Annotated in this window: 26 protein-coding genes; 9 read left to right on the top strand and 17 right to left on the bottom strand. The window is 67.9% G+C overall.

The window, feature by feature from the left end:
• The first annotated feature begins 43 nt into the window (after positions 1-43).
• The 3 genes from LWW96_RS00645 to LWW96_RS00635 are packed head-to-tail and all read left to right on the top strand — an operon-like array spanning position 44 to position 3,704.
• Positions 44-700: a histidine phosphatase family protein gene (locus LWW96_RS00645; protein WP_291483680.1), complete on the top strand. Its 657-nt coding sequence runs from the start codon at positions 44-46 to the stop codon at positions 698-700.
• Positions 684-1,853, top strand: a complete 1,170-nt coding sequence (locus LWW96_RS00640; RefSeq protein WP_291483754.1) for a DSD1 family PLP-dependent enzyme — start codon at positions 684-686, stop codon at positions 1,851-1,853. The genes LWW96_RS00645 and LWW96_RS00640 overlap by 17 nt, the downstream gene beginning before the upstream one ends.
• A 21-nt stretch (positions 1,854-1,874) precedes the next feature.
• Positions 1,875-3,704, top strand: a complete 1,830-nt coding sequence (locus tag LWW96_RS00635; RefSeq protein ID WP_291483678.1) for a lysoplasmalogenase family protein — start codon at positions 1,875-1,877, stop codon at positions 3,702-3,704.
• On the opposite strand, the gene LWW96_RS00630 is transcribed toward LWW96_RS00635, so the two are convergent.
• From LWW96_RS00630 to ruvA, 9 genes are all read right to left on the bottom strand, one after another.
• Positions 3,687-3,950 (bottom strand): hypothetical protein, encoded by a 264-nt coding sequence (locus LWW96_RS00630; protein ID WP_291483676.1) that lies wholly within the window; start codon positions 3,948-3,950, stop codon positions 3,687-3,689. The two genes, LWW96_RS00635 and LWW96_RS00630, sit on opposite strands and share 18 nt — an antisense overlap.
• Before the next feature lie 259 nt (positions 3,951-4,209).
• Positions 4,210-4,743, bottom strand: coding sequence for a DUF2247 family protein (locus LWW96_RS00625; RefSeq protein WP_291483675.1), 534 nt, complete (start codon positions 4,741-4,743; stop codon positions 4,210-4,212).
• 48 nt (positions 4,744-4,791) lie between these two features.
• A complete protein-coding gene (locus LWW96_RS00620) occupies positions 4,792-5,154 on the bottom strand; it encodes an immunity 8 family protein (RefSeq protein WP_291483673.1) in 363 nt (120 codons plus the stop codon).
• 882 nt (positions 5,155-6,036) lie between these two features.
• Positions 6,037-6,384 (bottom strand): hypothetical protein, encoded by a 348-nt coding sequence (locus LWW96_RS00615; protein ID WP_291483671.1) that lies wholly within the window; start codon positions 6,382-6,384, stop codon positions 6,037-6,039.
• Entirely contained in the window at positions 6,372-6,608 is a 237-nt protein-coding gene (locus LWW96_RS00610) for a colicin E5-related ribonuclease (protein WP_291483669.1), read from the bottom strand. The genes LWW96_RS00615 and LWW96_RS00610 overlap by 13 nt, the downstream gene beginning before the upstream one ends.
• On the bottom strand, positions 6,583-7,590 hold the full coding sequence (locus LWW96_RS00605; protein ID WP_291483667.1) for a DUF6862 domain-containing protein: 1,008 nt from the start codon (positions 7,588-7,590) through the stop codon (positions 6,583-6,585). Before LWW96_RS00605 ends, LWW96_RS00610 begins: the two co-directional genes overlap by 26 nt.
• Positions 7,591-7,867: 277 nt before the next feature.
• Entirely contained in the window at positions 7,868-8,932 is a 1,065-nt protein-coding gene (ruvB, locus tag LWW96_RS00600) for a Holliday junction branch migration DNA helicase RuvB (RefSeq protein WP_291483664.1), read from the bottom strand.
• A 10-nt stretch (positions 8,933-8,942) separates the two neighbouring features.
• Positions 8,943-10,865, bottom strand: a complete 1,923-nt coding sequence (locus LWW96_RS00595) for a trypsin-like peptidase domain-containing protein (RefSeq protein WP_366117922.1) — start codon at positions 10,863-10,865, stop codon at positions 8,943-8,945.
• Positions 10,866-10,937: 72 nt separating this feature from the next.
• Positions 10,938-11,513, bottom strand: coding sequence for a Holliday junction branch migration protein RuvA (gene ruvA, locus LWW96_RS00590; RefSeq protein WP_291483662.1), 576 nt, complete (start codon positions 11,511-11,513; stop codon positions 10,938-10,940).
• 47 nt (positions 11,514-11,560) lie between these two features.
• Here ruvA and LWW96_RS00585 point away from each other — a divergent pair, with 47 nt between their 5' ends.
• The 4 genes from LWW96_RS00585 to LWW96_RS00570 all read left to right on the top strand — a co-directional run bounded on the left by LWW96_RS00585 (position 11,561) and on the right by LWW96_RS00570 (position 15,888).
• On the top strand, positions 11,561-12,514 hold the full coding sequence (locus LWW96_RS00585) for a PhoH family protein (RefSeq protein WP_291483660.1): 954 nt from the start codon (positions 11,561-11,563) through the stop codon (positions 12,512-12,514).
• Between the two features lie 79 nt (positions 12,515-12,593).
• A complete protein-coding gene (gene ybeY / locus LWW96_RS00580; RefSeq protein ID WP_291483658.1) occupies positions 12,594-13,055 on the top strand; it encodes an rRNA maturation RNase YbeY in 462 nt (153 codons plus the stop codon).
• Positions 13,056-13,239: 184 nt separating this feature from the next.
• Positions 13,240-15,003 (top strand): hypothetical protein, encoded by a 1,764-nt coding sequence (locus tag LWW96_RS00575; RefSeq protein ID WP_291483656.1) that lies wholly within the window; start codon positions 13,240-13,242, stop codon positions 15,001-15,003.
• Positions 15,004-15,144: 141 nt separating this feature from the next.
• Entirely contained in the window at positions 15,145-15,888 is a 744-nt protein-coding gene (locus LWW96_RS00570) for a sulfite exporter TauE/SafE family protein (protein ID WP_291483654.1), read from the top strand.
• Between the two features lie 22 nt (positions 15,889-15,910).
• On the opposite strand, the gene LWW96_RS00565 is transcribed toward LWW96_RS00570, so the two are convergent.
• The 7 genes from LWW96_RS00565 to dbpA all read right to left on the bottom strand — a co-directional run bounded on the left by LWW96_RS00565 (position 15,911) and on the right by dbpA (position 23,049).
• Entirely contained in the window at positions 15,911-17,110 is a 1,200-nt protein-coding gene (locus LWW96_RS00565) for an MFS transporter (protein WP_291483750.1), read from the bottom strand.
• 198 nt (positions 17,111-17,308) lie between these two features.
• The gene (gene dtd, locus LWW96_RS00560) at positions 17,309-17,767 is read right to left on the bottom strand and encodes a D-aminoacyl-tRNA deacylase (RefSeq protein WP_291483652.1); all 459 of its coding nucleotides are present in this window, start codon (positions 17,765-17,767) and stop codon (positions 17,309-17,311) included.
• Positions 17,764-18,717, bottom strand: a complete 954-nt coding sequence (locus tag LWW96_RS00555) for a cation diffusion facilitator family transporter (RefSeq protein WP_291483650.1) — start codon at positions 18,715-18,717, stop codon at positions 17,764-17,766. Before LWW96_RS00555 ends, dtd begins: the two co-directional genes overlap by 4 nt.
• A 140-nt stretch (positions 18,718-18,857) precedes the next feature.
• Positions 18,858-19,679, bottom strand: a complete 822-nt coding sequence (locus LWW96_RS00550; protein WP_291483648.1) for an amidohydrolase family protein — start codon at positions 19,677-19,679, stop codon at positions 18,858-18,860.
• A 2-nt stretch (positions 19,680-19,681) separates the two neighbouring features.
• Positions 19,682-20,695, bottom strand: a complete 1,014-nt coding sequence (locus tag LWW96_RS00545; RefSeq protein ID WP_291483646.1) for a tripartite tricarboxylate transporter substrate binding protein — start codon at positions 20,693-20,695, stop codon at positions 19,682-19,684.
• Positions 20,696-20,723: 28 nt separating this feature from the next.
• Positions 20,724-21,467, bottom strand: coding sequence for a GntR family transcriptional regulator (locus LWW96_RS00540; protein WP_291483644.1), 744 nt, complete (start codon positions 21,465-21,467; stop codon positions 20,724-20,726).
• A 178-nt stretch (positions 21,468-21,645) separates the two neighbouring features.
• A complete protein-coding gene (gene dbpA / locus LWW96_RS00535; RefSeq protein WP_291483642.1) occupies positions 21,646-23,049 on the bottom strand; it encodes an ATP-dependent RNA helicase DbpA in 1,404 nt (467 codons plus the stop codon).
• 93 nt (positions 23,050-23,142) lie between these two features.
• Between dbpA and LWW96_RS00530 the strand changes: the two genes are divergently transcribed.
• Positions 23,143-24,276, top strand: a complete 1,134-nt coding sequence (locus LWW96_RS00530; RefSeq protein ID WP_291483640.1) for a PAS domain-containing sensor histidine kinase — start codon at positions 23,143-23,145, stop codon at positions 24,274-24,276.
• A gap of 12 nt (positions 24,277-24,288) precedes the next feature.
• Here the strand turns inward: LWW96_RS00530 and LWW96_RS00525 are convergent, their stop codons facing one another.
• A complete protein-coding gene (locus tag LWW96_RS00525) occupies positions 24,289-24,975 on the bottom strand; it encodes a response regulator transcription factor (protein ID WP_291483638.1) in 687 nt (228 codons plus the stop codon).
• Between the two features lie 225 nt (positions 24,976-25,200).
• Between LWW96_RS00525 and LWW96_RS00520 the strand changes: the two genes are divergently transcribed.
• Positions 25,201-26,913, top strand: coding sequence for a methyl-accepting chemotaxis protein (locus tag LWW96_RS00520; RefSeq protein WP_291483636.1), 1,713 nt, complete (start codon positions 25,201-25,203; stop codon positions 26,911-26,913).
• Positions 26,914-26,920 lie beyond the last annotated feature (7 nt).

The following is a 26,920-nucleotide window of genomic DNA, read 5'->3' as shown; positions in this document are numbered from 1 at the left end:
CATCCGCTGCACCGCCTCCTCCCGCTCACGCTCGCACACCCGCATGCACGCCACCCGCATCGTTGCCATCCGCCACGGCGAAACCGCCTGGAACGTGGACACCCGCATCCAGGGCCACCTGGACATTCCGCTCAACGACACCGGCCTGTGGCAGGCCGCCCGGGTGGCACAGGCCCTGGCCGGCGAGCCCATTGCCGCCATCTACACCAGCGACCTGCAGCGCGCCCACACCACCGCCCAGGCCGTGGCGCGCACCACCGGCGCCCCGCTGACGGCCGAGCCGGGCCTGCGCGAGCGCAGCTTCGGCCACTTCCAGGGCCGCACCTTCGCCGAGATCGAGGCCGAGCTGCCCGAAGACGCCCTGCGCTGGCGCAAGCGCGACCCGCACTACGCGCCCGAGGGCGGCGAATCCCTCGTCGCCCTGCGCGAGCGCATCGAACGCACCGTGGCCACGCTGGCGCAGCGGCATGTGGGCGAGCAGGTGGTGATGGTGGCGCACGGCGGCGTACTCGATGTGCTGTACCGCCTGGCCACGCGGCAGGACATCCAGGCGCCGCGCACCTGGCAGCTGGCCAACGCCGCCATCAACCGCCTGCTGTGGACCGAAGACGGCCTCACGCTGATCGGCTGGGCCGACACCCAGCACCTTGAAGACCACCACAACGACCACCAACCGCTCCGTGATGAAGCCCATTCCTGAAACACTGCAGTTCATCATCGGCCAACGGGTGGACCACATCGACACCCCCGCCGCCGTGGTGGACCTGGACGCCATGGAGCGCAACATCCAGCGCCTGGCCGACTTTGCGAAGAAGCACCACGTGCGCTGGCGCCCCCACGCCAAGATGCACAAGAGCGCCGAACTCGCCCTGCAGCTGCAGCACGCGGGCGCCCAGGGCGTGTGCGTGCAGAAGGTGTCCGAGGCCGAGGCCCTGGCTGCCGGCGGCGTTCTGGACATCACCATCACCAACCAGGTCATCGCCATGCCCAAGCTGCACCGCGTGGCGCGGCTGGCCGCCCAGCTGGCGGCGCGCGGCGGGCGCCTGGGCCTGGCCGTGGACCACCCCGAGGGCATCGAGCGCCTGGCCGAGGCCATGGCCCAGCAGGGCAGCGATGCAGGCATCGACGTGCTGGTGGAGATCGACGTGGGCCAGGGCCGCTGCGGCGTGCCGCCCGGCGAAGCGGCCGTGCCCCTGGCGCTGGCCGTTGCGCGCAGCCCGCGCCTGCGCTTTGCGGGCCTGCAGGCCTACCACGGCCGCGCTCAGCACCTGGCCAGCAGCCTGGGCCGCAAGGAGGCCATCGCACAGGTGGTGCGCGCGGCCAACCACACCCGCCAGCTCATCGAGGCAGAGGGCCTCACCGTGCCCCTCATCACCGGCTCGGGCACCGGCACGCTGGTGCACGAGGCCGCCAGCGGCGTGTTTGGCGAACTGCAGGCGGGCTCCTTCCTGTTCATGGACGCCGACTACGCCCGCAACGAGCGCGAGCCCGCGCAGCCCGCGTTCGAGCACGCCCTCTTCATCAAAACCCAGGTGATCTCCGTGCACGACACGCACGCCGTGTGCGACGCCGGGCACAAGAGCCACGCCATCGACTCCGGCCTGCCCCGGGTGGCCCTGCTGCCGCCCGATCGCGCCCTGCGCTACGCCAACGGCGGCGACGAACACGGCCTGCTCCACGCCGACGCCCCCGAGGCCCGCCTCCCCGGCCTGGGCCGCATGCTCTGGCTCATCCCCGGCCACTGCGATCCCACGGTGAACCTGTACGACTTTTTGATCGGCGTGCGCGGCGGACTGACCGGGGGCGTGGTGGAGCGGATCATCAGGGTTGATGCCAGGGGCGCGCTGACCTGATCGGGCCAAGAATGCGGGGCCATGAGCCCCAGCCAGATCATCGTCCTCGCCACCCCCGTATTCCTACTGCTCATGGCCCTGGAGCTGGCGGTGGGCTGGCGGCGCCGGCGCAACACCTACCGGCTGGCCGACGCCCTGAGCAGCGTCAGCCTGGGCATGCTCAGCCAGACCAGCGCGGTGTTCACGGGGCTGCTGCGCATCGGCATCTACACGGCCCTGTTCGAGCACGTGGCGCTGTGGCGTAACGATGCGTTCTGGACCACCCTGCCCGGGTGGTTGCTGGCGCTGCTGTTCTACGACTTCTGCTACTACTGGCTGCACCGCATGGGGCACGAGGTGGCCGTGCTGTGGGCCGCGCACGCGGTGCACCACCAGAGCCAGGACTACAACCTTTCCACCGCGCTGCGCCAGACCAGTTCGGGCGCCGTGCTGGGCTGGGTGTTCTATGTGCCCATGGCGCTGGCGGGTGTGCCGCCGCTGGTGTTTGCCGTGGTGGGGCTCATCGACCTGCTCTATCAGTTCTGGGTGCACACCGAGCACGTGCCGCGCCTGCAGGGGCGCTGGGCGTGGTTCGACCGCTGGTTCTGCAGCCCCAGCAACCACCGTGTGCACCACGCGGTGAATGACGCCTACCTGGACAAGAACTATGGCGGCATCCTCATCGTGTGGGACCGGCTGTTCGGCACCTTCAAGGACGAGGACCCGCACGACCGCTGCGTGTATGGCACGCGCGGCCTGCTCAACAGTTGGGACCCGCTGTGGGCCAACGCCCAGGTGTACGCGGGCCTGGCGCACGACAGCTGGCACGCGCGGCGCTGGGCGGACAAGCTCAGGGTGTGGCTCCAGCCGCCGGGCTGGCGGCCCGCGGACGTGGCGCAGCGGTTTCCCAAGCCGCCCTTCGACATGGCCCAGACGCGGCAGCAGCCGCGGTACGCCCCGCCCATGCCGCGGGCCGTGCAGTGGTTTGCGCTGGTGCAGTTCGGCCTGCTGATGGCTGGCGTGTCGGCCTTCTTGTGGCACGCCGACGCCGCGCCGCTGGCCCACAACGCCGTCTGGTTTGCGGTGCTGCTGGCGGGCCAGTGGGCGCTGGGCGCCGTGATGCAAGGCCGCCTGGGCATGGGCATGGCGCTGGTGCTGCAATGCGGCGCCCTGGCCACGGCCACCAGCGCGCTGGGGTGGACGCAGTGGCACGCGCTGTTCAAGCCGGCGGCCATGGCAATTGCTCTTGTTTTGGTAGCTGCCAGCGCTTATTCCACAAGCCCCAAAGGCATATCCGACCCTAAATCCCACCGCTGGATGGCCGCCGCGCTGGCGGGGTCGCTCGCGGGCGACGTGTTTTTGATGTTTGAGGGATTTTTCATCCCGGGGCTGGTGAGCTTTCTGGTGGCGCACCTGTGCTACCTGGCCCTGTTCAAGCGCGGGCAGCCGTGGTTTCCGCACCGGGGCGCGCTGGCCGGCACGCTGGCCCTGGGCGGCACGATGTACGCCGTGCTCTGGACCGGCGGGCTGCCGCCCGCGCTGCGGGGCCCGGTGGCGGCCTATGTGCTGGTGATCGCGCTGATGGCCGCCCAGGCCATGGGCCGCGCAACGGTGTTGCGCAACGGCCCGGCGGGACTGGTCGCAGTGGGCGCAGGGTTTTTCATGCTCAGCGATTCACTACTGGCCATCAACCGGTTCGTGCAACCCTTGCCCCTGGCCCCACTGTGGGTGCTGGCCACCTACTATGCGGCGCAGGTGTTGATGGTGGAGGGGTGGTTGCGGGGCACAAGACCCGTCCCGCGAGACACGCTGCCCCCCGCGGTTACGCCGCAAGGCAGCGGGCGCACGCCCCCGTTAACCAAACCTGTCTAAGCCCCAAGGAACCTGAGAGAGGGCTGCCGCGCAGCCTTGGCCGTCTCCCCGGCTTTTCACCACCCCGGTGGCGCAGCCCAGTACCGCGTGCGCCAGCAGGTTTTGCACTGGCGCTTCACTGTTTTTGAAGGTGTCTCCGAGAGCGGCCTGGGCCACGCTGGCCTGCGTAAAGCTCACCAGCACCAGCCACACCAGCAGGCGCTTCCACACGGGCAGAGAACGGTTCCCTTGGGTTGTGCGGGTCATGGCGGCTCGCGGTAAACGAAGAGCATGAGCGCTGGGCTTGCGCGCAGGGCAAGGGGCGCAAGACATAACGGGGTTTGGTAACCCGCAAGGGCGCGAAGGCCTGCGGCCGCAGCGGTAGCCGCACCAAACGGAGCGCGAGCGCAGCGACTGCGGCTACTTTGCCAAACAGACCATTATGTTAATTTTGCGCAGCAAAGTTTCCCGCTGCACCTGCCGGGCCTGGCCTGTAATTGATGCTCTGCACGGGACGCGCCTGGTATCAGAAGCCTCGCACTTCACGCAACGCAGCCAGCTCAACTTTCAGCCATTGCTCATTTTCATGAATGACACGGTCATAGTTTGATGCAGAGTGATAGTCCTGCGTCGGCAAGGCATTCGCGCCGGAAAGCATAGACGCAGGAGCATCAGCAGGCCATCCCCAATTTGACCAAAACCCGGCCAACTCCATCATTCCAGAAATCGTGTCCGAATCTAGATTCGCTAAGACCTCCTCCAATGCAACAGCTCGCCATATTCGCCGGGCTCGTTGCATATCCAAATTCTTGGAATCACACATTTTTTGCAACTGCGGGCACAGTTCGGATGCAGGCAGATCACTATCGTCGGCCAAGCTAACAATCGCATCCAACAAGGGATCATCCACAGCCACTTTTTCAAGCTCGACGTTCGCAAAGCTTTCTACACAATCAGGTGGCAGGCGATCTGAGTGACCAGGGATACCACTAGCCCCCTGAAACACAACGGCCCAGTCAGCCAGGCCATACTTTGAAATTCGATCAAAGATTGTTCGCATTATCGATCTATCGGTTTACCATTGATGGTACCGTTTGGCACAAACGTTCTAGCTTTCCGACTGGTAGTCCTCGTACTCCCACGCAAAGTATCTGGAAAGTACTGGCACTGACTGCTCCCACGTTGGGCGCTCAGCAGTCTCAATAATTTCGCGAACAGTTTTCTTAATTAATTCAAAATCGAAGCTCTCAAAAAGAATCATGTGCCGCAAAACATATGCACTCTTTATCGATAGCTGATGCGCAAGCCATGAAGTTGTGCATACCCCAACTTGAAACAGATGACTTCCTTCAAGTCCCTCTGGTCCAATCGCTAATGTCAGCCACACGCAAAAATTGTCTGGTATTAGCGGGGTGTAGGTGTTGAGATCCTCTGCGCCGAAATCAATCCCTTTGAGAGTAGGTTTGTTCATTTGATCACCATGTGCCCGTTGGAAGTCACGGCCCCCGTATTTGGGTCCCGCATCTGGAAGTTTGCTTGGACGCCAGTTGGATTGAACTCGGCAGGCGCATTGGGCTTTGCAGTAGGAGGCCTAAAGACTCGCGTACCGTCAGCACTAATCAAGCCGCCGGGCACACCGTTCAATGGCCGCGCTCCATCACCTACCCATATCTGCCCCAAACTATTCGCTTCTGTCGCCGTACCGCTTCCAATGGAGAAATTCGGATTTGGCACACCACTACCGTTCACCGCTTTCGCAAGTCTCGCATCCTGTGCCGCAATGTTGGCAAGGTTTTTCAGTAGCTAGTTGCCCCTTCAATCCTGGCACCGTCGCCACATTCGCAGTCCCGCCCGAAGTCACTGGAGTTGCAATTTCGCCTGCTACTGCCGTTCCCCCATTTCCCCCAGCAGACGACGCCCCTGCCCCTTCCCCCTCAGCAGGACGCGCTCCCACGGGCGCCTTCCCCCCACGTTGTCCCTCGTAGCGGCCTCCCGCGCTGCCCATGCCCAGGGCCATCGCGGCATCATTGCCCTCTGTCGCCGTCAGCGCCTTGTACTCTACCCAGGCCGGGTTGCCGGGGTCGGCCACGCCGCCTGAGCGCACATACGCATCGGCCGCCAATGGCGAGGTGATGTCCCGCTTCTCGCGCTGCGCCTGGTCCATGTAGGGCTTGGCTTGCGCGTAGGTCACTCTCCTTTGTCAACCTTGTCAACCAGCGCCCTGGTGTAGAGATCCAGCCCTTGCGCGGCTGTTTTCGCCTCTGCGCGGATATCTGATCAGAGTCGCTCTGCGGTTTAAGCGCAGCCGGGCTTGATGCCGGGCTGGCAGACATTGATAGTCTGCGCGCAGCGCCTAGCTAGACGACTCAACTAAAACAAACTCCAGCATCTCACCATCTTGCGGCAGCATCTTCAAAAATTCTCTCATTGCAGCAATGGACCGCTCAGCGAATGATGTCGACGACACTTTCATCAAACCGGAGAAATCGGCAATCGCATCCACATCAGGAATACGATGATTACCTTCAATCCGAAATCCCTCGACACCTAATACAGCCAAACCGTTGTCAGAGCAATAGTCCAACAGTAAGGCAGCGTCTGACAAGCTGAATAGTGCAACTTCACCCCACCATTTTGTTGGCAAACCAAGGTCGCCGATCGGCAAACTCTTAATATCTACCGGTTTAATTATTTCTCCCATGGTGCCTTCCAGGTCGGGTCATTCTTGTTCGACACTTGTACAACTTGTCCAGTCCTGTCGTTCCTCACGACATACGAACCATCTTTGGCAATATAGCCAGTGGCAGGGTCATTTAGGCGCGCTCCGGAAATTGGATCGAACCGCGTGTCCTTTGTAACTACCGTTTTGGCTGGATTTGCAATGGTTGCATCTATGGACTCAGCAGTCCATCCCCGATTGCCCATTTGTTGGGCGATTTTTGGGCTCTATGACTGTCGTTACTACTCCCCCATTGGCCCCAGCAGACGGCGACCCAGCCCCCTCCCCTTCAGCAGGACGCACACCCGCGGGCGCCTTCCCCCCACGTTGCCCCTCGTAGCGGCCTCCCGCGCTGCCCATGCCCAGGGCCATCGCGGCATCATTGCCCTCTGTCGCCGTCAGCGCCTTGTACTCTACCCAGGCCGGGTTGCCGGGATCAGCCACGCCGCCTGAGCGCACATACGCATCGGCCGCCAATGGCGAGGTGATGTCCCGCTTCTCGCGCTGCGTCTGGTCCATGTAGGGCTTGGCTTGCGCGTAGGTCATCTCTCCTTTGTCAACCTTGTCCACCAGCGCCCTGGTGTAGAGATCCAGCCCTTGCGCGGTCGTTTTCGCCTCTGCGCGGACAGCGTCGCACGCGACCGTAGCTATGCCGACGCAGTCGCCCAGTTCTTCTTGGCGTTTGGCATCAAGGCGGTTGAGTTCTTCGTACTTTGTACAGGCCGCCTCGTCCTTGGCGTCACACGCTTTTTTCGCAGCTATGCGGTCATTGATTTCAGTGTGTTTAAGGTAGTTGTTGGTAAACGCGTTCTCCCCCGCGCTCGCCCCCAGCCCGTAGCTTTCGCTGACCTTGTCCCTGTCCCCCACCAGCGCCGCTGCCACGCCCCCTGTCACGCTGGCCACCAGCGTGGCGTCCCCGTCTCCCATCCCCGCTTCGTGCGCCCGCTGCCCCGCCACGTCGCCGGCCACTGCCCCGGCCGCCCCGGCCGCGCAGCCTTGGCCTTCTCCCCGGCTTTTCACCACCCCGGTGGCGCAGCCCAGTACCGCGTGCGCCAGCAGGTTTTGCACTGGCGCTTCGCTGTTTTTGAAGGTGTCTCCGATAGCGGCCTGGGCCACGCTGGCCTGCGTAAAGCTCACCAGCACCAGCCACACCACCACACGCTTCCACAGGGGGTGAGGAGTAGTCATGGGAGTGGGGCCGGGAGTTGAGCTGGTGAGGGGACGCACGATGCGCCGCACCTAGGGTGCTGCGTGGTGATAGCCGCTCGCAGCAGCGCTGCACGACAACGCACACAGCTACCCAACGATGTCGCGCGCTCCAGTTGGGACTTTGACAGGGCACGGCCCGATTTGGGCGGCCCATCGATTCAGTTTGCTTTATTTGATAAATCGGCCGGTCTTCGGCCTTGCGGGAGCCTGCAGCGCAGGCAGGCACCGGCGCGCGGCAGTGCAGCCGCGCTGCTTCTTAGGCCCCGAACAGGTCCGGGCTGCCGCGCTGTGCCGGTGGCTGCAGCCCCAGGTGGCGGAAGGCCGCCAGGGTGGCGATGCGCCCGCGCGGGGTGCGCTGCAGGAAGCCCTGCTGGATGAGGTAGGGCTCGATCACGTCTTCGATGGTGCCGGCCTCTTCGCCGATGCTGGCGGCGATGTTGTCCAGGCCCACGGGGCCGCCGTCAAAGCGGTGGATCACGGCCTCCAGCAGCTTGCGGTCCATCACGTCGAAGCCCTGGGGGTCCACGTCGAGCATGGCCAGGGCCTTGTCGGCAATGGGCTTGGTGATGCGGCCGTTGCCCTTGACTTCGGCGTAGTCGCGCACGCGGCGCAGCAGTCGGTTGGCAATGCGTGGGGTGCCGCGCGAGCGGCGGGCGATCTCGAAGCCGCCGTCTTCGTCCATGGGGGCGTTGAGCAGGCCCGCGCTGCGCTGCACGATGCGCGCCAGCTCTTCGGCGGTGTAGAACTCCAGCCGCGCGACGATGCCGAAGCGGTCGCGCAGCGGGTTGGTGAGCATGCCGGCGCGGGTGGTGGCGCCCACCAGGGTGAAGGGCTGCAGGTCGAGCTTGATGCTGCGCGCCGCCGGCCCTTCGCCGATCATGATGTCGATCTGGTAGTCCTCGAGCGCGGGGTAGAGGATTTCCTCCACCACGGGCGAGAGGCGGTGGATCTCGTCGATGAAGAGAACGTCGTTCTTTTCGAGGTTGGTCAGCAGCGCCGCCAGGTCCTTGGGTTTTTCAAGCACCGGCCCGCTGGTCTGGCGCAGGTTGACGCCCAGCTCGGCCGCGATGATGTGGCTGAGCGTGGTCTTGCCCAGGCCGGGTGGACCAAAGAGGAGCACGTGGTCCAGCGCCTCGCCCCGCTTTCTGGCCGCGCCGATGAAGATCTCCAGCTGTTCGCGCGCCTTGGCCTGGCCCACGTACTCCTGCAGGAGCTTGGGGCGCAGGGCGCGCTCGATCGCCTCCTCCTGGGGCGATGCGGGCACGGCGGAGATGACGCGTTTGGCCGGGGCCGGGGCGAAGTCGTCGGTCTGGATCGTCATTCCGCTCCGCTTACTTGTCTGCCCAGACGTAGAAGCCGATGCCTTGCTCCAGGTATTGCTGGCTCAGGTTGGCGCTGAGGTAGCTGCGCTCGGCAGCGCTGGTGGTGTAGAAGTAGGTTTGCGTGCTGCGATTGAAGAAGCGGTAGACCGGCACGGCACCATTGCCCGGCGCGGCCTGGCCCCACCATGCGGTGCCTTCCAGCGCCACGGAGGGAACCGTGTTGCGCAGGGCGTCGCGCTCCGCCGGGTTGGCGGTGTACAGGTGCATCTTGCGGACCAGGTCCACCATGCGGTAGACGGGGAAGAGGTTCGTCCCTTCGTTGGGGTACGCATAGAAGATCGGCCCTTCGTACACGAAGTTCGACGCGAACTGGTTCAGCAGCAGGTCCCGCTCGGCCACGTTGCTGGTGTAGAAGTGCTCCACCCCGGCAATGTTGTAGAAGCGGTAGACGGGCACGCGGCCGGTCGGGCCGGTGGGCGGCGTGGCAGCCGACAGCCAGTTCTTGAGCGCGTTGTTGTAGGCGATGTCGAAGCGGCCATAGAAGTCCGGCGAAGAGGGGGCCGCGCAGCTGGAGCCGCCGCCGTAGAGCGTGCCGATCACGTATGTGCCATCGCGGAACAGGGCCGAGCCGCTGCTGCCGCCTTCGGTGGAGCCCTGGTTCCAGGTCACGCGGTAGTAGTTGCCCGAAGAGCCGCTGCACTGGAACTGCGTGCCGCTGGTGGCGGCGCAGGCGGTCAGGCTGCTCACCGAACCGAAGCTTGCCTTGAGCAGGTCGCCCTTGGGGTGGTGCAGGCCCACCACGGCAGAGGCCAGGGGCTGGGTGCCCGCATCCCAGCCCGCAAAGTAGGCGCCGGCGGGCGGTGCATCATTGAGTTGCAGGAAGGACGTGTCCGTGGAGGCCGACGCGTAGAGCAGCGCCGCGCCGTTGACCCGCTTGGTGGTCGTGCTCGCCAGCGTGCGGCTGTTGCACACCGGGGCGCGGTAGAACCAGTCGGTCTGCAGCGAAGAGGCCTCGGCCTGCTTGGAAATGCAGTGGTTGGCCGTGAGGAAATATGGCGTGCCCGAGGCGCGGCTGTCGTTGAGCAGCGTGCCGGTGCAGACGTAGGTGCCGCCGTCCGAGGTGAAGATCATGCGGGCCACGGCGTTGCGCTGGCTGGCATAGGCCTCGTAGCAGCTGGCGTCCAGCTGGCAGGATTCGGACTCGTTGATCTTGGCGGACAGCTCGCCCTGGGTGGGAATCGCCAGGTTCTCGAAGATGTGGGACACGCGCGGCACCGAGAGGTCGACCGTGGCGGTCGCCGCGCCGGGCGGCACTTCCACCTCCAGCGTGACCTCGTCCGAGCCTACGTCGGGCGTCCACCAGGTGCGGCCGTCCAGGGTGGTGTCGCCGGCCTGTGCGTTGCGCTCGATGCGCTGCAGCACTTCCTGGCCGGAAATCTGGAACACGGTGCCCGCATGGGCCTGGCTGTAGACGCGCAGGACCGTGCCGGGCGGCAGCATGCGTGCCACCACGCCCAGCCGCAGGCCTTGTGCGCCTTCGGCCGAGAAGCTGATCGCAGCCACCTGGCCGCCGCTGGCGCTGGGCTTCCACTGGAGCTGCTGTGCGGTCTGCGCCGGGGTCTGGGTGGCGGAGACATCGCGCGACAGGCCCACCAGCCGCCGGCCGTTGACCTCGGCCAGCGCAGCGGTCTTGCTCTCTTGCAGGGCCCCCAGGCGGACGCGCGACGGTTCAGGCGTGGCGGCCAGGGCACTGCGCGACTTGATATTCGACACCCCCTGGTCCGCGCTGGCGGGCTGAGCCCAGCCTTCCACCTTCAGGACCGGGGCTGCGGCTTGCACACCCACTTCGGTACCGCTGCCCCCGCAGCCGGCCAACACGGCCAGTGCCGCACCCCACGCGGCCGCGAGCCGCCACATTGCTCCATGTTTCACTTTTTTTCTCCCGCTCCAGTCAAAACCACCATTGAACACGAAAACATTGCCCCGACAAACCCCGGCCGCGCACTATTTCGCCAGGGCCTTCAGGGCGAGCTTGATGCCATCGCTCACCCCCACGTCGGCCGGCAGGGCCTTCAGCGCGGCGGCGGCTTCCTTGTCGCTGTAACCCAAAGCCAACAGCGCCTGCAGGATGTCGGCCTGCGCGTCGGTGGCGGCGGCGCCACGCACCGCGCCCATGTCCTCCCCGAGTTTGCCCTTGAGCTCCAGCAGCAGCCGCTCGGCCGTCTTCTTGCCGATGCCGGGCACTTTCACCAGGCGGCCGGCCTCCTGCAGCGAAATCGCCTGCGCCAGGTCGGCCACGCCCATGCCCGACAGGATGGACAGGGCGGTGCGCGGCCCCACGCCGCTGATCTTGATCAGCTCCCGGAACGCCTGGCGTTCCGGCGCGGAGCCAAAGCCGTAGAGCAGCTGCGCATCCTCGCGCACGATGAACTGGGTGAGCAGGCTCACGCGCTCGCCCACGGCGGGCAGGTTGTAGAACGTGCTCATGGGCACATTCACCTCGTAGCCCACGCCGTGGCAGTCCAGCAGCACTTCCGGGGGGTTCTTCTCCAGCAGCGTGCCGGTCAGTTTGCCTATCATTGGTGTCCTTTGCCGCACCCTGCGGCAGTCCAACCGGAATTATCCGCGTGATCCAGCGCCACACTTTCACCCCCCACAACAACACCCGCCTGTCGCACCTGTGCGGCCCGGCCGACGTGCACCTGCGCACCATCGAGACGGCGCTGGCCGTGTCCATCGCGCACCGGCACGAGCAGTTCAAGGTGGACGGGCCCAAGGCCGCAGCCACGCAGGCCATGGAGCTGCTGCAGGCGCTGTACGAGATGGCGGACCACCCGATTTCGGAAGACACGCTGCAGCTCATGCTGGCGGGCGATGCCGAGCTGGTGGACGCGCCCGAGGACGGCCCCGTGCTCAACACCCGCCGCGCCGACCTGCGCGGGCGCACGGCCACGCAGAACCTGTACCTGCAGAACATCGCCACGCACGACATCACCTTCGGCATTGGCCCCGCTGGCACGGGCAAGACCTACCTGGCCGTGGCCTGCGCCGTGGATGCGTTGGAGCGCAGCAGCGTGCAGCGCATCGTGCTCACCCGCCCGGCAGTGGAGGCCGGCGAGCGCCTGGGCTTCCTGCCCGGCGACCTGGCACAAAAGGTGGACCCCTACCTGCGCCCGCTGTACGACGCGCTGTACGAGCTGATGGGCTACGACAAAGTGCAAAAGGCCTTCGAGCGCAACGCGCTGGAGATTGCGCCGCTGGCCTTCATGCGCGGGCGCACGCTGAACAACGCCTTCGTCATCCTCGACGAAGCGCAGAACACCACGCCCGAACAGATGAAGATGTTCCTCACCCGCATCGGCTTCGGCGCCAAGGCCGTGGTGACGGGCGACGTGAGCCAGATCGACCTGCCCAAGGGCGCCATGAGCGGGCTGGTGGACGCCGAGCGCGTGCTCAAGCGCGTCAAGGGCATCGCCGTCACCCGGTTCACCAGCGCCGACGTGGTGCGCCACCCGCTGGTGGCGCGCATCGTGGACGCCTACGACGCTCCGCGCCGCGCCACCTCCGCCGCGCGCGAGTGATCTTCCCGCGCCTCGATACTCATATTTTTATAGCTACTAGCGCTTACCCAGCAAGCGCTAGAGGCCAAAAAAGCTCTAAATGCCCTTGAACCAAGTCTCTCTGTCCCTGCAGTTCGGCCGGTTCGACGGCGCGGCCGCCCACCGCGCCCTACTGCCCCGCCACAAGGTGGCCCGCTGGATCCGCCACGCCCTGGCCACCGATGCCGAGATCACCGTGCGCATCGTCGGCGCCGACGAAGGGCAGCAGCTCAACCGCGAGTACCGCCACAAGGACTACGCCACCAACGTGCTCACGTTCGACTACACCCAGGAGCCCGTGGTGACGGCCGACCTGGTGCTGTGCGCCCCGGTGATCGAGCGTGAGGCCCAGGAGCAGAACAAGAGCCTGGAAGAGCACTACGCCCACATGCTGGTGCACGGCACCCTGCACGCCCAGGGCTGGGACCATGAAACCAGCGAGGCCGATGCGCAGGAGATGGAAGACTACGAAACCGCCATACTGCGCGAACTGGGGTTTGCGGACCCGTACGCAAGCTCCTGAACGCCCTCCGAAAAAAACGGGCGGCCACGCAATTTTTACCATTTGGTACACAGTTCCCGCCCCCCGGGTACGCGGCACCGCTGTGATGCGTGATGATTCTCCACCCGGCGCGTGTTGCAGGCCTGCAGGCCCCTCCATCGGCGCGCCCTCTGCTGCCTACCCGTTCGTCCGAGGAGCCGACTCCATGGCCCATTTCCTGCACCGCCCCGCCCCCAGAGCACATTCCGGGCTGTCATTCTTCCATCGTGCAATGCTGCTGGCAGCGCCTCTGCTTCTCGCGGCCTGCGGGGGCGGCAACTCCGGCTCCGACGCTACGGCGGCGCCATCGGGCTTCAGCGTGGGCTACGGCACCAAGGCCTACCACTTCAGTTGGACCCCCACGCCCAACGCTACCCAATACCAACTGTTCGAAGACCCCGATGGCGCGGCGGGTCCCCTGCCCGAAACGCAGATTGGCGGCGCCATTACCAGCACCACGTACACGCACAGCCTGGCCGCGCAAATGCTGCACGAACGCGTGAATGCCACCTATCGGCTGCGCGCCTGCGATGCGAACGGCTGCGGCCCGCTCACTGCCGCGGTCACCCCCGACCTCACCCAGGCCATAGGGCACTTCGAGCTACCTGTTGGCGAACCGTCCAGGCGGTTAGGGGACTACAAGAACGCGATTGCCCTGTCGGCCGACGGGGCGACGCTGGCTGTCGGTTCGCCGAGCGAGGTCAGTTCAGGCGGCCTGGCAGAGGCAGGCGCGGTCTACGTCTTCAGCCGCAGCATGCCGGACGGTGTCTGGAGCCAGCAGGCGCGGCTGGAAGGCAGCAGTCCCACAGAGAAGCGGGCCTTTGGCGCCAGCCTCGCGCTGTCGGCCGACGGCGGCACGCTGGCCGTGGGTGCGCCGGAGGAAAGAAGCAACGCGCGAGGCATCAACGGCGATGCGTCCAACCGCGACGCGTACGGCGCAGGGGCCGCATACGTCTTCACCCGCAGCGGTGGCAGCTGGGGCCAACAGGCCTACGTCAAGTCCCGGAACACGCCCGTGAAAGTCGAGACCTGCACCTTCGATGACATTACCGGCGTGTCTGCCTTCCCCTGTACTCCGCAGCACTTTGGCTTCAGTGTGGCCCTGTCAGCAGACGGAAACCTGCTGGCTGTGGCAGCGCCCGAAGAAGGCGCTGACTTCACGCAGGGGACCGCCAGCGCCAGCGGTCGGCTCTCCTTCATTTCCCAAACCATTTTTGGCGGCGGCAAGGGCGCCGTGCACACCTTTGCCCGGAACAACGGCGCCTGGGCCGAGCAGGCGCACCTGCCCGGCAGCAACCCCGACCCGGGCGCGACCCGTTTCGGGGAGGTGCTGGCCCTGTCGAGCGATGGCAGCGTCCTCGCCGCAAGCACGGACAGGGACGTGTCGGTCCTCACCCGGCTCGGCAACGCCTGGAGCGCTCCCGTGCCGGTATGGCGCGTACGCGCCGGTGAGGTCGATCCCCGGCCCTTCGTCCTGTCGGGCGATGGCCGCACGTTGGCCGTTCTGGACCGTTCTGTAGACTTTGATGTTCAGTTGCTGACGTTCACCCGCACGGCCAGTGCCTGGGAGCAACAACCCGCATTCCCGGTCACGGTTGGGATCAATGAGTTGTTCAGCGCCGTGTTGTCGCTTTCGGAAGATGGCCGCACGCTCGCCCTGAGCAACCCGTATGACGCCAGCAACGCCCCCGGCATCAACGGTAACGCCAACAACCAGGATGCCTCCTCGGCGGGCGCTGTCAACCTCTATCGCCGCAACGGCACCACCTGGGCGTACAGCGCGTATATCAAGGCGCCTCAGCCACGCGCATTGGCGCGCTTCGGTGCGGGCGTGGCTCTGTCCGGCGATGCCAGTACCCTGGCCGTGGCCACCAGCAGCGCCAGGGATGGCACCAAGCCCGCCGCGCCCAACGCGGTTTATCTGTACTGATTGCGCAGGCGGCGGCTGCACCTCCCGTAAAGGCTGTTGACCGGCCGCGGTGCCTGAGAGGCTGAGAGACGCCGGCACAGGCAAAAGTGTTGCACCCGCGCCGTCGCCAATGGCGTGGGCGCTACCCCCTACCATCGGCGGATGTTCGACACCGCCTTGCTCCTTGCCGCCGCCTTCATCGCCGGCGCCCTCAACGCCGTTGCCGGCGGAGGCAGCTTCCTGACCCTGCCCGCCCTGGTCTTTACCGGCGTCCCGCCGGTGGTCGCCAATGCCACCGGCACGGTGGCGCTGCTGCCCGGCTACGTGGCCGGCGCCTGGGGCTTTCGGGAAGACACGGCCCCGCCGCCGGGGCTGTCGATGCGGCTCATCGTCGTACTGTCGCTGCTGGGCGGCGCCAGCGGTGCGGCGCTGCTGCTGGTCACGCCGGACGCCACCTTCCGCCGCGTCGTGCCGTGGCTGCTGCTGGCGGCCACGGCGCTGTTCGCCTTTGGGCCTTGGATTCGCCAGCGCCTGGCGGGCGGCGGCCAGCCGTCCACGGCCCGCGCCACGGTGGGCGTGCTGGCGGTGGCGGCCTACGGCGGCTATTTCAACGGGGGCCTGGGCATCCTGCTGCTGGCGCTGTTCGGCCTGCTGGGTCAGACCCAGCTCAACGCCATGAACGGCCTGAAGAACTGGGTGTCGGCCCTGCTCACGGCCATTGCCGTGGCCATCTATGCCGCGGGCGGCGTGGTGCTGTGGCCCCAGGCGCTGCTGATGATGGCGGCCGCCACGGCCGGCGGCTATGGCGGTGCGCGCGTGGCGCGGCGCATTCCTGCGCAGTGGCTGCGCTGGGGCATCGTGGCCACCGGGCTGGTGATGGCGGGGTTGTTCTTCCTGCGCGGCTGATCCTCCACCCGCGCCGTCCGTGTCAATGCCGCGCGCTGCGCTCCAGCAATGGCGAACGCGGCAGGAAGCGGAACGCCGCGGAGGCCGCACCCAGCACGCAGGCAATGCAGACCATGACGGCCTGGTAGGGCTCGATGCCCTGGCGCTGGGCCCAGGCCGCCAGCAGGCCGGTGAGCCACTGCATCCAGGCCACGCCCAGGAACATCGACATGGTGTACAGCGACAGGGCCCGCCCCGTCATCTCCGCGGGGTACGAGGAGCGCACGTCGGCATACTGCAGCACGCCATAGCCGGACAGCAGGCCCATGGCCAGGATAAGCACCACGTTGGCGGCCGCATGGTGCGTGAACGCCAGCACCAGAAACAGCCCACCCATGAGCAGCGAAAAGCGGGTGATCCAGCTCCGCCGCCGGGCCGGGCCGGGGTCCATGCGCCCGAACAGCGCGGGCATGAACAGCGAAAGCATGGACAGCACCAAGGCCACGTTGCCGGTTTCGACCAGGGAAAAGCCGTAGCGCCCCATCAGCAGGGGCCCGAGCCACAGGCCGCGCAGGGACAGGAAGGCCGCGTAGCAGCACATGCCCAGGATCAGGATGCCCCAGGTGTGCGGCACCTTGAACAGGGCGCCGAAGCGGCCTGCGGCCTGGGCCCAGGATTCGCGCGGCCCCCGGGGCACGTGGGGCAAGGCGGGCTCCCGCACGCGCAGGAAGATCAGCAGCCACGACAGCAGCGACAGCGCGGCCAGCAGGCCGAAACCTGTGCGCCAGCCCCCGTGCTGCACCATCCAGGCGAGCGGGGTGCCGGTGAACAAAAGCCCCAGCCCGCCCACCCCCATGCCCACGCCCGAGAAAAACGCAAAGCGCTGCGCCGGGAAGTGCCGCGCCACAAAGACCGTGCTGGCCAGAAAGGCCGGCGAGCAGCCCACGCCGATCAGCAACTGGCCCAGCATCAGCCAGCCGTAGCTGGGGGCGGCGGCCGACACCGCGGCGCCCACCGCGGCCAGCGGAAACGCCGTCAGCACGGTGCGGCGCAGTCCGTACAGGTCCATGCCGATCCCCATGAGCAACTGGGCCACCCCGAAGGACAGGCCGAACAAGCCCGCGAAGGCGCCCAGGGAGTCTGCTGAAATGCCAAAGTCCGCCTGGAGGCCGGGGGCGATGATGCTGGCCACCGTGCGGTAGGCCTGGCTCAGCGCAAAGGCAGACAGCAGGCACAGGTACATGGCCCACAGGGGCCGCGGGAGCGAAGGCAATTCGGCGGGCGGAGCGGAAGGCGGTGTCACGGGCGGCGGCGGCGGTGGTGGGCGAAAGGGTCAACTCGGCGGGCGCCAAGCCTACCGGGTTTGCGCCGGCAAGCCTGTCGCCTGGGATTCCCAGGACACCGCGTGGAAAGGCGCTTGCCCGGACCGCACCGGTGGGCTTTACGCCGCTGGCGCCGCTGGTGCCATCCGCATCGGAATGGTTACCGGCCCGTCGTTGACCAGGTGCACCCGCATGTCCGCAGCGAACTGCCCGGTGGCCACCACCGGGTGGGCCGCACGGGCCTGGGCCACGAAGTAGTCGTACAGGCGCTGGCCCTCCGCAGGCGCGGCCGCCTGGGTGAAGCTGGGGCGGTTGCCACCCGTGGTGTCGGCGGCCAGGGTGAACTGGCTCACCACCAGCAGCCCCCCGCCCACATCCTGCACGCTCTGGTTCATCTTGCCGGCGGTGTCGCTGAAGATGCGCAGCTTCAACACCTTGGCCAGCAGCCGGTCCGCCTCGGCCTCGGTGTCGCCGCGCTCGGCGCACACCAGTACCAACAGGCCTGCGCCAATGGCGCCCACGGCCTGCCCGGCCACCTCCACGCGTGCCTCGCGCACGCGCTGCAATACGCTGATCACTTCACGGCATCCTTGTCTTCATCGGGGCGGTCGTCAAAATGCGCCTCCACATCGGTGGGCAGCAGCTCGATGGTGGCGCGCAGGCCGGGCACGGCCGCCATCAGGGCGCGCTCTACCTGGCCGCGCAGCTCGGCGGCATGGCGCAGCGTCCAGTGCGCGGGCATGTGCAGGTGCATGTCCACAAACTGGCGCTGCCCTGCGCGGCGGGTGGACACATGGTCAAAACGCACGGCCCCCGGCGGCTGGGCCTGCACGAACTGCTGCAGCGTGCTGTCGATGGCGGCCTGCACCTCGGGCTCGACCGCGGCGTCCATGAGGCCCTGCGAGGAGCGCCAGACCAGTTCGGCCCCTTCCTTGAGAATGTTCAGCGCCACCGCGATGGCAGCCAGCGCGTCCAGCCACAGCCAGCCGGTCAAGGCCGCGCCGGCAATGCCCACCAGCACGCCGGCCGAGGTCCACACATCGGTGACCAGGTGCCGCGCATCGGCCTCCAGCGCAATGGAACGGTGCTCGCGTGCGGAGCGGAACATCACCCAGGCCAGCAGGCCGTTGAGGGCCGAGCTGAGGACCGACAGGCCCAGGCCCCAGCCCACCTGCTCCAGCGGCTGCGGGTCCACCAGCCGGTGGCCGGCCGCCCACAGGATGCCGGCCGAAACGCCCACGATGAGAATGCCCTCGAAGCCCGAGGAAAAATACTCCGCCTTGTGGTGGCCGTAGGGGTGGTCGTCGTCTGCAGGGCGCTGGGCCACGGTGACCATGGCCAGGGCGAACATAGCGCTGGCCAGGTTCACGAACGATTCCATGGCGTCCGACAGCAAACCCACGGAGCCAGTGACCACCCAGGCCAGCGTCTTGAGCGCAATGGTGACCACGGCCACGGCCACGGAGGCCCAAAGCAGGTTGCGGGGAGAGAGCCAGGGATGGGAAGCGACAGGGGGTGCGGACGACATGGACGGTACGGCAAGCCGGGCAGAAAAATCACGGGCCGGTGATTACACCAGCGCCATCTTAAGCGGGGCTTTTTCCGCGCCCTCGCCACACCCGCCCGCCTGGCGCCGCCACCAGTGCCCGGCGACCGGGCGCAGCCGGCTCAGCGGTACAGCACTGCGCCCGCCTGGAGCACCTGGGCGGCCCGCGCCGGCCCCAGCGCCTCCACCACCGGCGCCCACACGCTCGCATAGGCGGGCAAGGCATCCGGCGCAAACGCCGTGTGGGGCCAGTCGGAGCCCCACACCAGGCGGTCGCCCACCAGCGCCGCCACGCGGCGCACGTTGCCCAGCAGGGTGCTGTACGGCGCTTGCGCCTGCAGGCGGTACCAGCCCGAGAGCTTGACCCAGGCCCCCTGGTCGGCCAGGCGCGCCAGCGCCTGCCAGGCCGCGTCGTCCGGCGCCAGCGCGGCGTGCAGGCCCGCAAGGTGGTCCAGCACGCAGGGCAGGCCCGTGCCCGCGTGCAGCTCGGCGATCTGCGCCATCTGACCTGCGGCGGCGTACCACTGCACGTGCCAGCCCAGCGCCTTCAGCGCAGGCGACAGCGCCCGCATCGCCTGCGCGCCATTGCCCACGGGCGACACCAGGTTGAACCGCACCCCGCGCACCCCGGCGGCGTGGAGGGCCTCCAAGGCACTTTCGGTGATGTCCGCATCCACCACGACCACGCCGCGGTGGCGCCCGGGCTCGCGCGCCAGGGCCTGCAGCAGCAGCTGGTTGTCGGTGCCGTAGACGCTGGGCTGCACCAGCACCAGGTGGTGCACGCCCAGGCGGGCGGCCTCGGCCTCGATGCGTTCCAGCGGCTGGTGCGCGGGCCGGTAGTGCCCGGCCTGGACGGGTGCCGCGGCGTCAAAAACGTGAACGTGCGCGTCCCACCCACCGCGTGCCGGTGTGCCGTGCGCCCCAGGCGTTGCCAGTTCCTCCACGGTCAGCCCACCGTGATCTTGCGGTCGCGGATGACCTTGGCCCACTGGGCCTGCTGCGCCTGGATGAACTTGCCCGCGCTGGCCTGGGTGGCGTCTGCAAAGACATCCCCGCCCAGCGCGCGGATGCGGCCCAGCACTTCGGAGTCGGCCAGCGCCTTGCGGATTGCGCCCACCAGCTGGGTGCGCACCTCCGGCGCGATGCCGGCAGGGGCCAGCACCGGGTTCCACTCCAGCACCTCGTAGTCGGGCACGCCGGCCTGGGCCATGGTGGGCACGTCGGGCAGCGACCGGGCGCGCACCGCGCTGGTCACGGCCAGCGGCCGCAGCTTGCCCGCCTGGATGTGGCCCAGCGACGAGGCCACGTTGGCAAAGAACAGCGGCACCTGCCCGCCCATCACATCGTTCATGGCCGGGCCGCCGCCCCGGTAGGGAATGTGCGACAGCCGCACCCCCGCGCGGTCTTCAAACAACGCGCCCGCCAGGTGCTGCGCTGAGCCGTTGCCCGACGAGGCATAGGCCACATCGTCCGGCTTGGCCTTGGCACGCGCGATGACGTCCTTGACCGACTGCGCGCCAAACCCGGGGTGGCACACCAGCACGTTCGGGAACGTGGCCAGCACCGCCAGCGGCACGAAAGCCGTGTTGCTGTCGTAAGGCAGCTTGGGGTACAGCGAAGGGTTGACCGCGAACGAAGACGCGTCCAGCAGCAGGGTGGTGCCGTCCGGCGTGGCGCGGGCCACCGCGGCGGCGGCCAGCTGGCCGCTGGCGCCGGGCTTGTTGTCCACCACCACGCCCTGGCCCAGGGCCTCGGCCATGCGGGGCGCAAGGATGCGGGCCATCAGGTCGGCGCCGCCGCCGGCGGGGTAGGACACCACCAGCGTCACGGTGCGTCCGCCGCCCAGGCCGGCGGCACGCGCATGCACCCAGGGCGCGGCCAAGGCGGCGCCCACGGCGGCCAGTGCCGTGCGGCGCGACAGGGTGGCCGTGCCCGGCGGTGTGGAGGGGAAAGAGGTCATGCGTTGTCTCCTGGTGGGTGTTTTCAAGTCAAGTGATGGTCACGGTGTAGTGGAAGGCGTTGGCATCCCCGCGGGTGGTGCGCCATTCGATGCAGCGCCCGCCCAGGTCGTAGGCGGCGCGCTGGACCACCACGCCCGGATGGCCGGCCGCCAGGCCGAGGTGCCGCGCCTGCGCGGCCGTCAGAGAGGCAAAGCCGATCTCGTCCACCGCACGGTGGACGTGGACGCCGCACCGGCGGGCGAACAGGGGGTAGAGCAGGTCGTCCCAGGTGTCGGTGCTGCCCTCGGCCAGCGGTGCGAACACGTCCAGCGGCAGCCACAGGTCCTCCAGCAGGCAGGGCTGATCGGCCAGCAGGCGCAGGCGCTGCAGCCGCAGCACCATTTCGCCCGCGGCCAGGCCCAGGCGGCGGGCCACGGCGGCGGGGGCGGCCGTGCGCTGGCGGGAGAGGATGCGCGAACGCGGCACCTCGCCACTGCCGCCGTCAAAGCGGAAGAACCGCAGCATGGACGCGCCCGCGATGCCCTGGCGCACGAAGGTGCCCCGGCCGTGCACCCGCTCCACCAAGCCTTCGGCCACCAGCAGCTCCAGCGCCCGCCGCATGGTGCCCAGCGCCACCTGGTGCTCCGTGGCCAGCAGGCTTTCGGCCGGCAGGGCCGAGCCGGGCGGCCACTCGCCCGCCACCACGCGCGCGCGCAGCGCCGCCGCCAGGGCGGCGTAGCGGCTCAGGCCCGGGGCGGCGTCAAGCCGGGTGATTTTGGGAGAAGCATTCATGCCAAGAACTATAGTCCTCTATAGGTCTTGGCACAAGCAAAAATCCCCCTGCGCCGGTCGGCCGCTCACGGCAATGGCCGGCCGCCGTGCGCTGCCCGTGGCGTGGCGCCACGGCGGGGTCAAGGGAAAAAAGGGGGCTCCAGCGTCCGCGGCACCTGGGTGGGGCGCCGGCGCTGCGTCAGTCCGTCACCAGCCGCGCCTTCACGCTCTTGCCCTTGACGCGCCCGTTGTTGAGCCGGTCCACGGCCTGCGCGCCGATGGCGCGGTCCACGGCCACGTAGGTGGAAAAATCGTTGACGTTGATCTTGCCCACCTGTGCGCGGGTGTAGCCCATTTCGCCGGTCAGGGCGCCCAGCACGTCGCCCGCACGGATCTTCTCCTTGCGGCCGCCGATGATCTGCAGGGTGACCATGGGCGGCACCAGCGGGCCGTTGCCCGTGGGTGTGAGTTCGGCCACCGGAAACCAGCGCGACTCGCGGCCCTGCAGCTGCTCGATCTTGCCCACGGAGCCCATCTCGTCCAGGCTGGCAAGGTTGAGCGCCAGGCCCTCCGCATCCCCCCGGCCGGTGCGGCCGATGCGGTGGATGTGCACCTCGGGGTCGGGCGTCACGTCCACGTTGATCACGGCAGCGAGGCTGGCGATGTCCAGCCCGCGCGCGGCCACGTCAGTGGCCACCAGCACGGAGCAGCTCCGGTTGGCAAACTGCACCAGCACCTGGTCGCGCTCGCGCTGCTCCAGCTCGCCGTACAGCGCCAGCGCGCTGAAGCCCTGGGCCTGCAGCACGGCCACCAGGTCGCGGCACTGCTGCTTGGTGTTGCAAAACGCGATGGACGAGTCGGGGCGGAAGTGGTTGAGCAACTGCGACACCACGTGCAGGCGCTCGCTGTTCTTCACCTCGTACCAGCGCTGCTCGATCTTGCCCTCGGCATGCTGGGCCTGCACGGCGATCTGCTGCGGGTTCTTCATGAACTGCGCGCTGAGCTGGGCGATGCCCTCGGGGTAAGTGGCCGAGAACAGCAGCGTCTGGCGCTTTGGGGGGCACTGGCGCGCCACGGTGGCGATGTCGTCGAAGAAGCCCATGTCGAGCATGCGGTCGGCCTCGTCCAGCACCAGGGTGTTCAGCGCTTCCAGCGTCAGGTTGCCGCGCTCCAGATGGTCCATCACCCGGCCGGGCGTGCCCACCACGATGTGCGCGCCGTGCTCCAAGCTGAGCATCTGGCCGCGCAGCGGCACGCCGCCGCACAGGGTCACAACCTTGATGTTCTCCTCGGCGCGGGCCAGGCGGCGGATCTCGGTGGTGACCTGGTCGGCCAGCTCGCGCGTGGGGCACAGCACCAGCGCCTGGACGGCGAAGCGGCGGGGATTGAGGTTGGCCAGCAGGGCCAGCGCAAACGCGGCCGTCTTGCCGCTGCCGGTGCTGGCCTGGGCGATCAGGTCCTTGCCCAGCAGTGCAGGCGGCAGGCTGGCCGCCTGGATGGGCGTCATGGTGGTGTAGCCCAGCTGCTGCAGGTTGGCCTGCATGGCGGGGGACAAAGCCAGCGCGCCGAAGCCGGCGCTGGCGGAGGGAACAGGGGTGGTCATGGCGCGGATTATCCGGGCCGCACCCGCCAGGGACCAGCCCACCGCGCCGGCTTCCGCGCCACAATGGCCGCCCCGTCTTCCGCAGCCGCCCCCATGACGCACCGCCCCGACCCCGACACCCAGTACTACGTGCGGCTGCTGGTCGACCGCGTGCCCTCCATGCTGGCCTATTGGGACAACGACCTGCTCTGCCGCTTTGCCAACAAGGCCTACGAACAGTGGTTCGGTGTGAACCCCGAGCGCCTGATCGGCACCTCCCTTCGCGACCTGCTCGGCCCGGAGCTGTTTGCCAAGAACGAGCCGCACATCCGCGCCGCCCTGGCGGGAGAACGCCAGGTGTTCGAGCGGATCGTTCCCGGCCCCGGGGGCGTGCAGCGCAACAGCCTGGCTGAATACATCCCGCACATCGTGGACGGCACCGTGCGCGGCTTCCTGGTGCAGGTGACGGAGTTCACCGAACTGCGCCAGACCCAGGACGCCCTGCGCCGCGAGCAGCAGTACCGCACCGAACTGCAGGCGCAGGCGGCGGAAGTCAGTGCCCTGCTGCGCGAACGCACGGAGATGCTCTACGTGCTGGCCCATGAGGTCCGCCAGCCGCTGAACAACGCCTCGGCCGCACTGCAAAGCGCCCACGCCGCCTTGCGCGACACGAGCGATGCGCTGGTGTCCGACGAAGTGGTGCACGCCCAGGCGGTGCTGGGCGAGGTGCTGAGCAACATCGACAACACCATCGCAGTGGCGTCCCTGCTGGCGCGGCCCAACCCCATCCACCGGGAGGACACCGACATCGACACCTGGCTGCGCATCGTGATTGCCGACCTGCCGGAAGCCCAGCAGGGCCGCATCCAGCGGGTGCGCGAAACATCCATCCGCACGGTCTTGATGGACATGAGCCTGCTGCGGCTGGCGCTGCGCAACCTGTTGTCCAACGCCCTGCGGTGCAGCCCCCCGGAGTCGTCCGTGGTGGTGCGCATCGCAGACTCGGACGACCCGCCGGCCTTGCTGATCGACGTGGAGGACACCGGGCCGGGCATTCCCGCCGACCTGCTGCCCCGCCTGTTCACGCGCGGGGTGCGCGGTGCCGTCCGGGACGCCGGGCACGGCGTGGGGCTCTACATCGTCCGGCAGGTCATGCAGTTGCACGGCGGCACGGTGGACGTGGTGCGCAACGGTCCCGGCGGCGTCACCTTGCGGTTGACCCTCTGTCAGACGGATGGCGGGCCCTGAGCCCGCGGTGGGTCACTGCGCCCGGACGGGAGCGCGGAACACGTAGCCCACACCCGACTTGGTCTGCAGCGGCACGTTGCCGGGTGTCGCCCGCTCGATGCGCCGCCGCAGGCGGAACACGGCGCCGTTCAACCCCCCGGACGCCTCGAAATCCGCTGCCCGGCCCAGCCGCTGCAGCAGGGTCTCGCGCGGCACCACCTCGCCACCGGCCTCGGCAAAGCACTCCATGAGGGTCCGGTCGGTCTCGCTCAAATCGACCACCGCGCCGTCAGGCGCCGTGAGCTGGCCTGCGCGCCGGTCCAGCCGCCAGGCGTTCTGGACCGGATCCGCCGGGTGGACGCGCCGCTGCACCGCCTCGATGGCCAGGGCCACCTGCTCGAACTTGACGGGCTTGGTCAGGTACATGTCCGCGCCGGCCCGCACCACCTCCTTGAAGGTGTCGGCGGACGCCCGCCCCGACACCACCAGCACGCCGGCATTGGAGCGCAGGCGCAGGACGCGGATCAGCTCCGTGCCGTCGATGCCCGGCAGCATCAGGTCGGCAATGTAGAAGTCGAAGCCGTACGGGTCGGTGTGCGCCAGAAATTCGCGGCCGTCCGCGAAGGTGGTGACGGCGATGCCCAGCCCCTGCAGAAAGCGCGACAGGCCCTGGGAATACGCCCTGTCATCGTCAATGAGCGTCAGGGTTTTGGGCAGCATGCGTCGGCCAGAGGGGTTCCAGGGGGCGTGCAGTTTAACCACACCGGCGCCGCGACCTGGGGCCGTGTTGACGCAATTGGATTGCTCATTTATTTGCTTTGTGCAAATATATTTCTAAACTAGATTTTTGTTACACACGTTACATTCATCGCCAGTGCTTTTGCCTGCGCCCCCGGGCAGCGGACACCGGCTTTTTCCACCCCTTTGCCAGACCGGCCCTCCCCCATGAAAAACCTCACGATCAAGCAACTCCTGACGCTGGCCTTCGGATCGCTGGCGGTGTTGGTCCTGGTGGTCAGCCTGCTGTCCCTGCGCGGGCTCGGCAGCGCAGACGTGCGCTTTGCCGGCTATGTGGACGGCGCCGCGGAGCGCGAACGGCTGGCCTCGGAGGTACAGAACCTCGCCGGCAGCCGCGCCATCGGCGTGCGCGACATGGTGCTCGTCAAGACACCCGCCGACCAGGCCTCTGCCAAGGCCATGGCCGTGAAGGCGCACCAGGCGCTGCAGGCCAGCCTGCAGGCGCTCAAGGACAAGGTGGGCAAGGCCACCGACGTGACCGACCGGGACCGTGCGCTGGTGGCCGCCATCGACAAGATCGAGTCGCAATACGGGCCCGTGGCCGTGGCGATCGTCGAGCTGGCCGCGTCCGGCAAGCACGACGAGGCGGTGGACAAGATGAACAACGAGTGCCGCCCGCTGCTGGCCGCCCTGCTCAAGGCCGTGGACGACTACATCGGCTACAGCAAGGAGCAGGCGCAGCGCAGCGTCGAGTCTTCGGCCGCCGAGTACGCAACGCAGCGCAACCTGCTGGTGGCCATCAGCACTGCGGCCGTCCTGATCGCTGCCGTGCTGGGCTTTCTGATCACCCGCCGCCTGCTGGCGTCCCTGGGCTCGGAACCGGTGGAGCTGGGCGGTATTGCCCAGCGCATCGCCCAGGGCGACCTCGGCCCGGTGCGCGGCGCCGAGAGCGCCCCCGCCAGCAGCGTGCTCGCGTCCATGGGCACGATGCAGCAGCAGCTGACGCGGCTGATCGGCCAGGTGCGCAGCTCCGCCGACAGCATTGCCACCGCCAGCGCGGAAATCGCCCAGGGCAACAACGACCTCTCGGCGCGGACCGAAGAGCAGGCCTCGGCCCTGGAAGAAACCGCCGCCTCCATGGAAGAACTCAGTTCCACCGTGCGGCAGAACGCCGACAACGCCCGCCAGGCCAACCAGTTGGCCCAGGGCGCGACAGCCGTGGCCGTCAAGGGCGGCGACGTCGTCGGCGAAGTGGTGGCCACGATGAAGGGCATCAACGACAGCAGCAAAAAGATCGCCGACATCATCAGCGTGATCGACGGCATCGCCTTCCAGACCAACATCCTGGCGCTCAACGCCGCCGTGGAAGCCGCCCGGGCCGGCGAGCAGGGCCGCGGCTTTGCCGTGGTGGCGTCGGAGGTGCGCAGCCTGGCCGGCCGGTCGGCCGAGGCGGCCAAGGAGATCAAGGACCTCATCGGCGCCAGCGTGGAGCGCGTGGAGCAAGGTTCTGCCCTGGTGGACCAAGCGGGCGCCACGATGACCGAAGTGGTGAGCGCCATCCAGCGCGTGACGGACATCATGGGCGAGATCAGCGCGGCCAGCGCCGAGCAGAGCGCGGGGGTCGCCCAGGTGGGCGAAGCCGTGACCCAGATGGACCGCGCCACCCAGGAGAACGCCGCGCTGGTGGAGCAAAGCGCCGCCGCGGCCGACAGCATGAAGGGCCAGGCCCAGCAGCTGGTGGAGGCAGTGGCCGTGTTCCGGCTCGCAGACGCTCAGCCGTCGGCCGCCGCCTGGGCCACCCGGCCGGCGCCGGTGGCGGCAAGGCGCCCGGCGGCGACCCCGGCCCGAGCACCCGGACGCCCCGCGGCCCTGCAGGCCCCGGCCGCCAAGGCCGCACCCCTGGAATCTGCAGCCCGCTGACGGCGGG

The sequence above is a fragment of the Acidovorax sp. genome (assembly GCF_021287135.1).
Classification (GTDB): domain Bacteria; phylum Pseudomonadota; class Gammaproteobacteria; order Burkholderiales; family Burkholderiaceae_C; genus Acidovorax.
The sequence above is the reverse complement of the archived record's forward strand: the minus strand, read 5'-3'. Positions and strand labels throughout refer to the sequence as shown.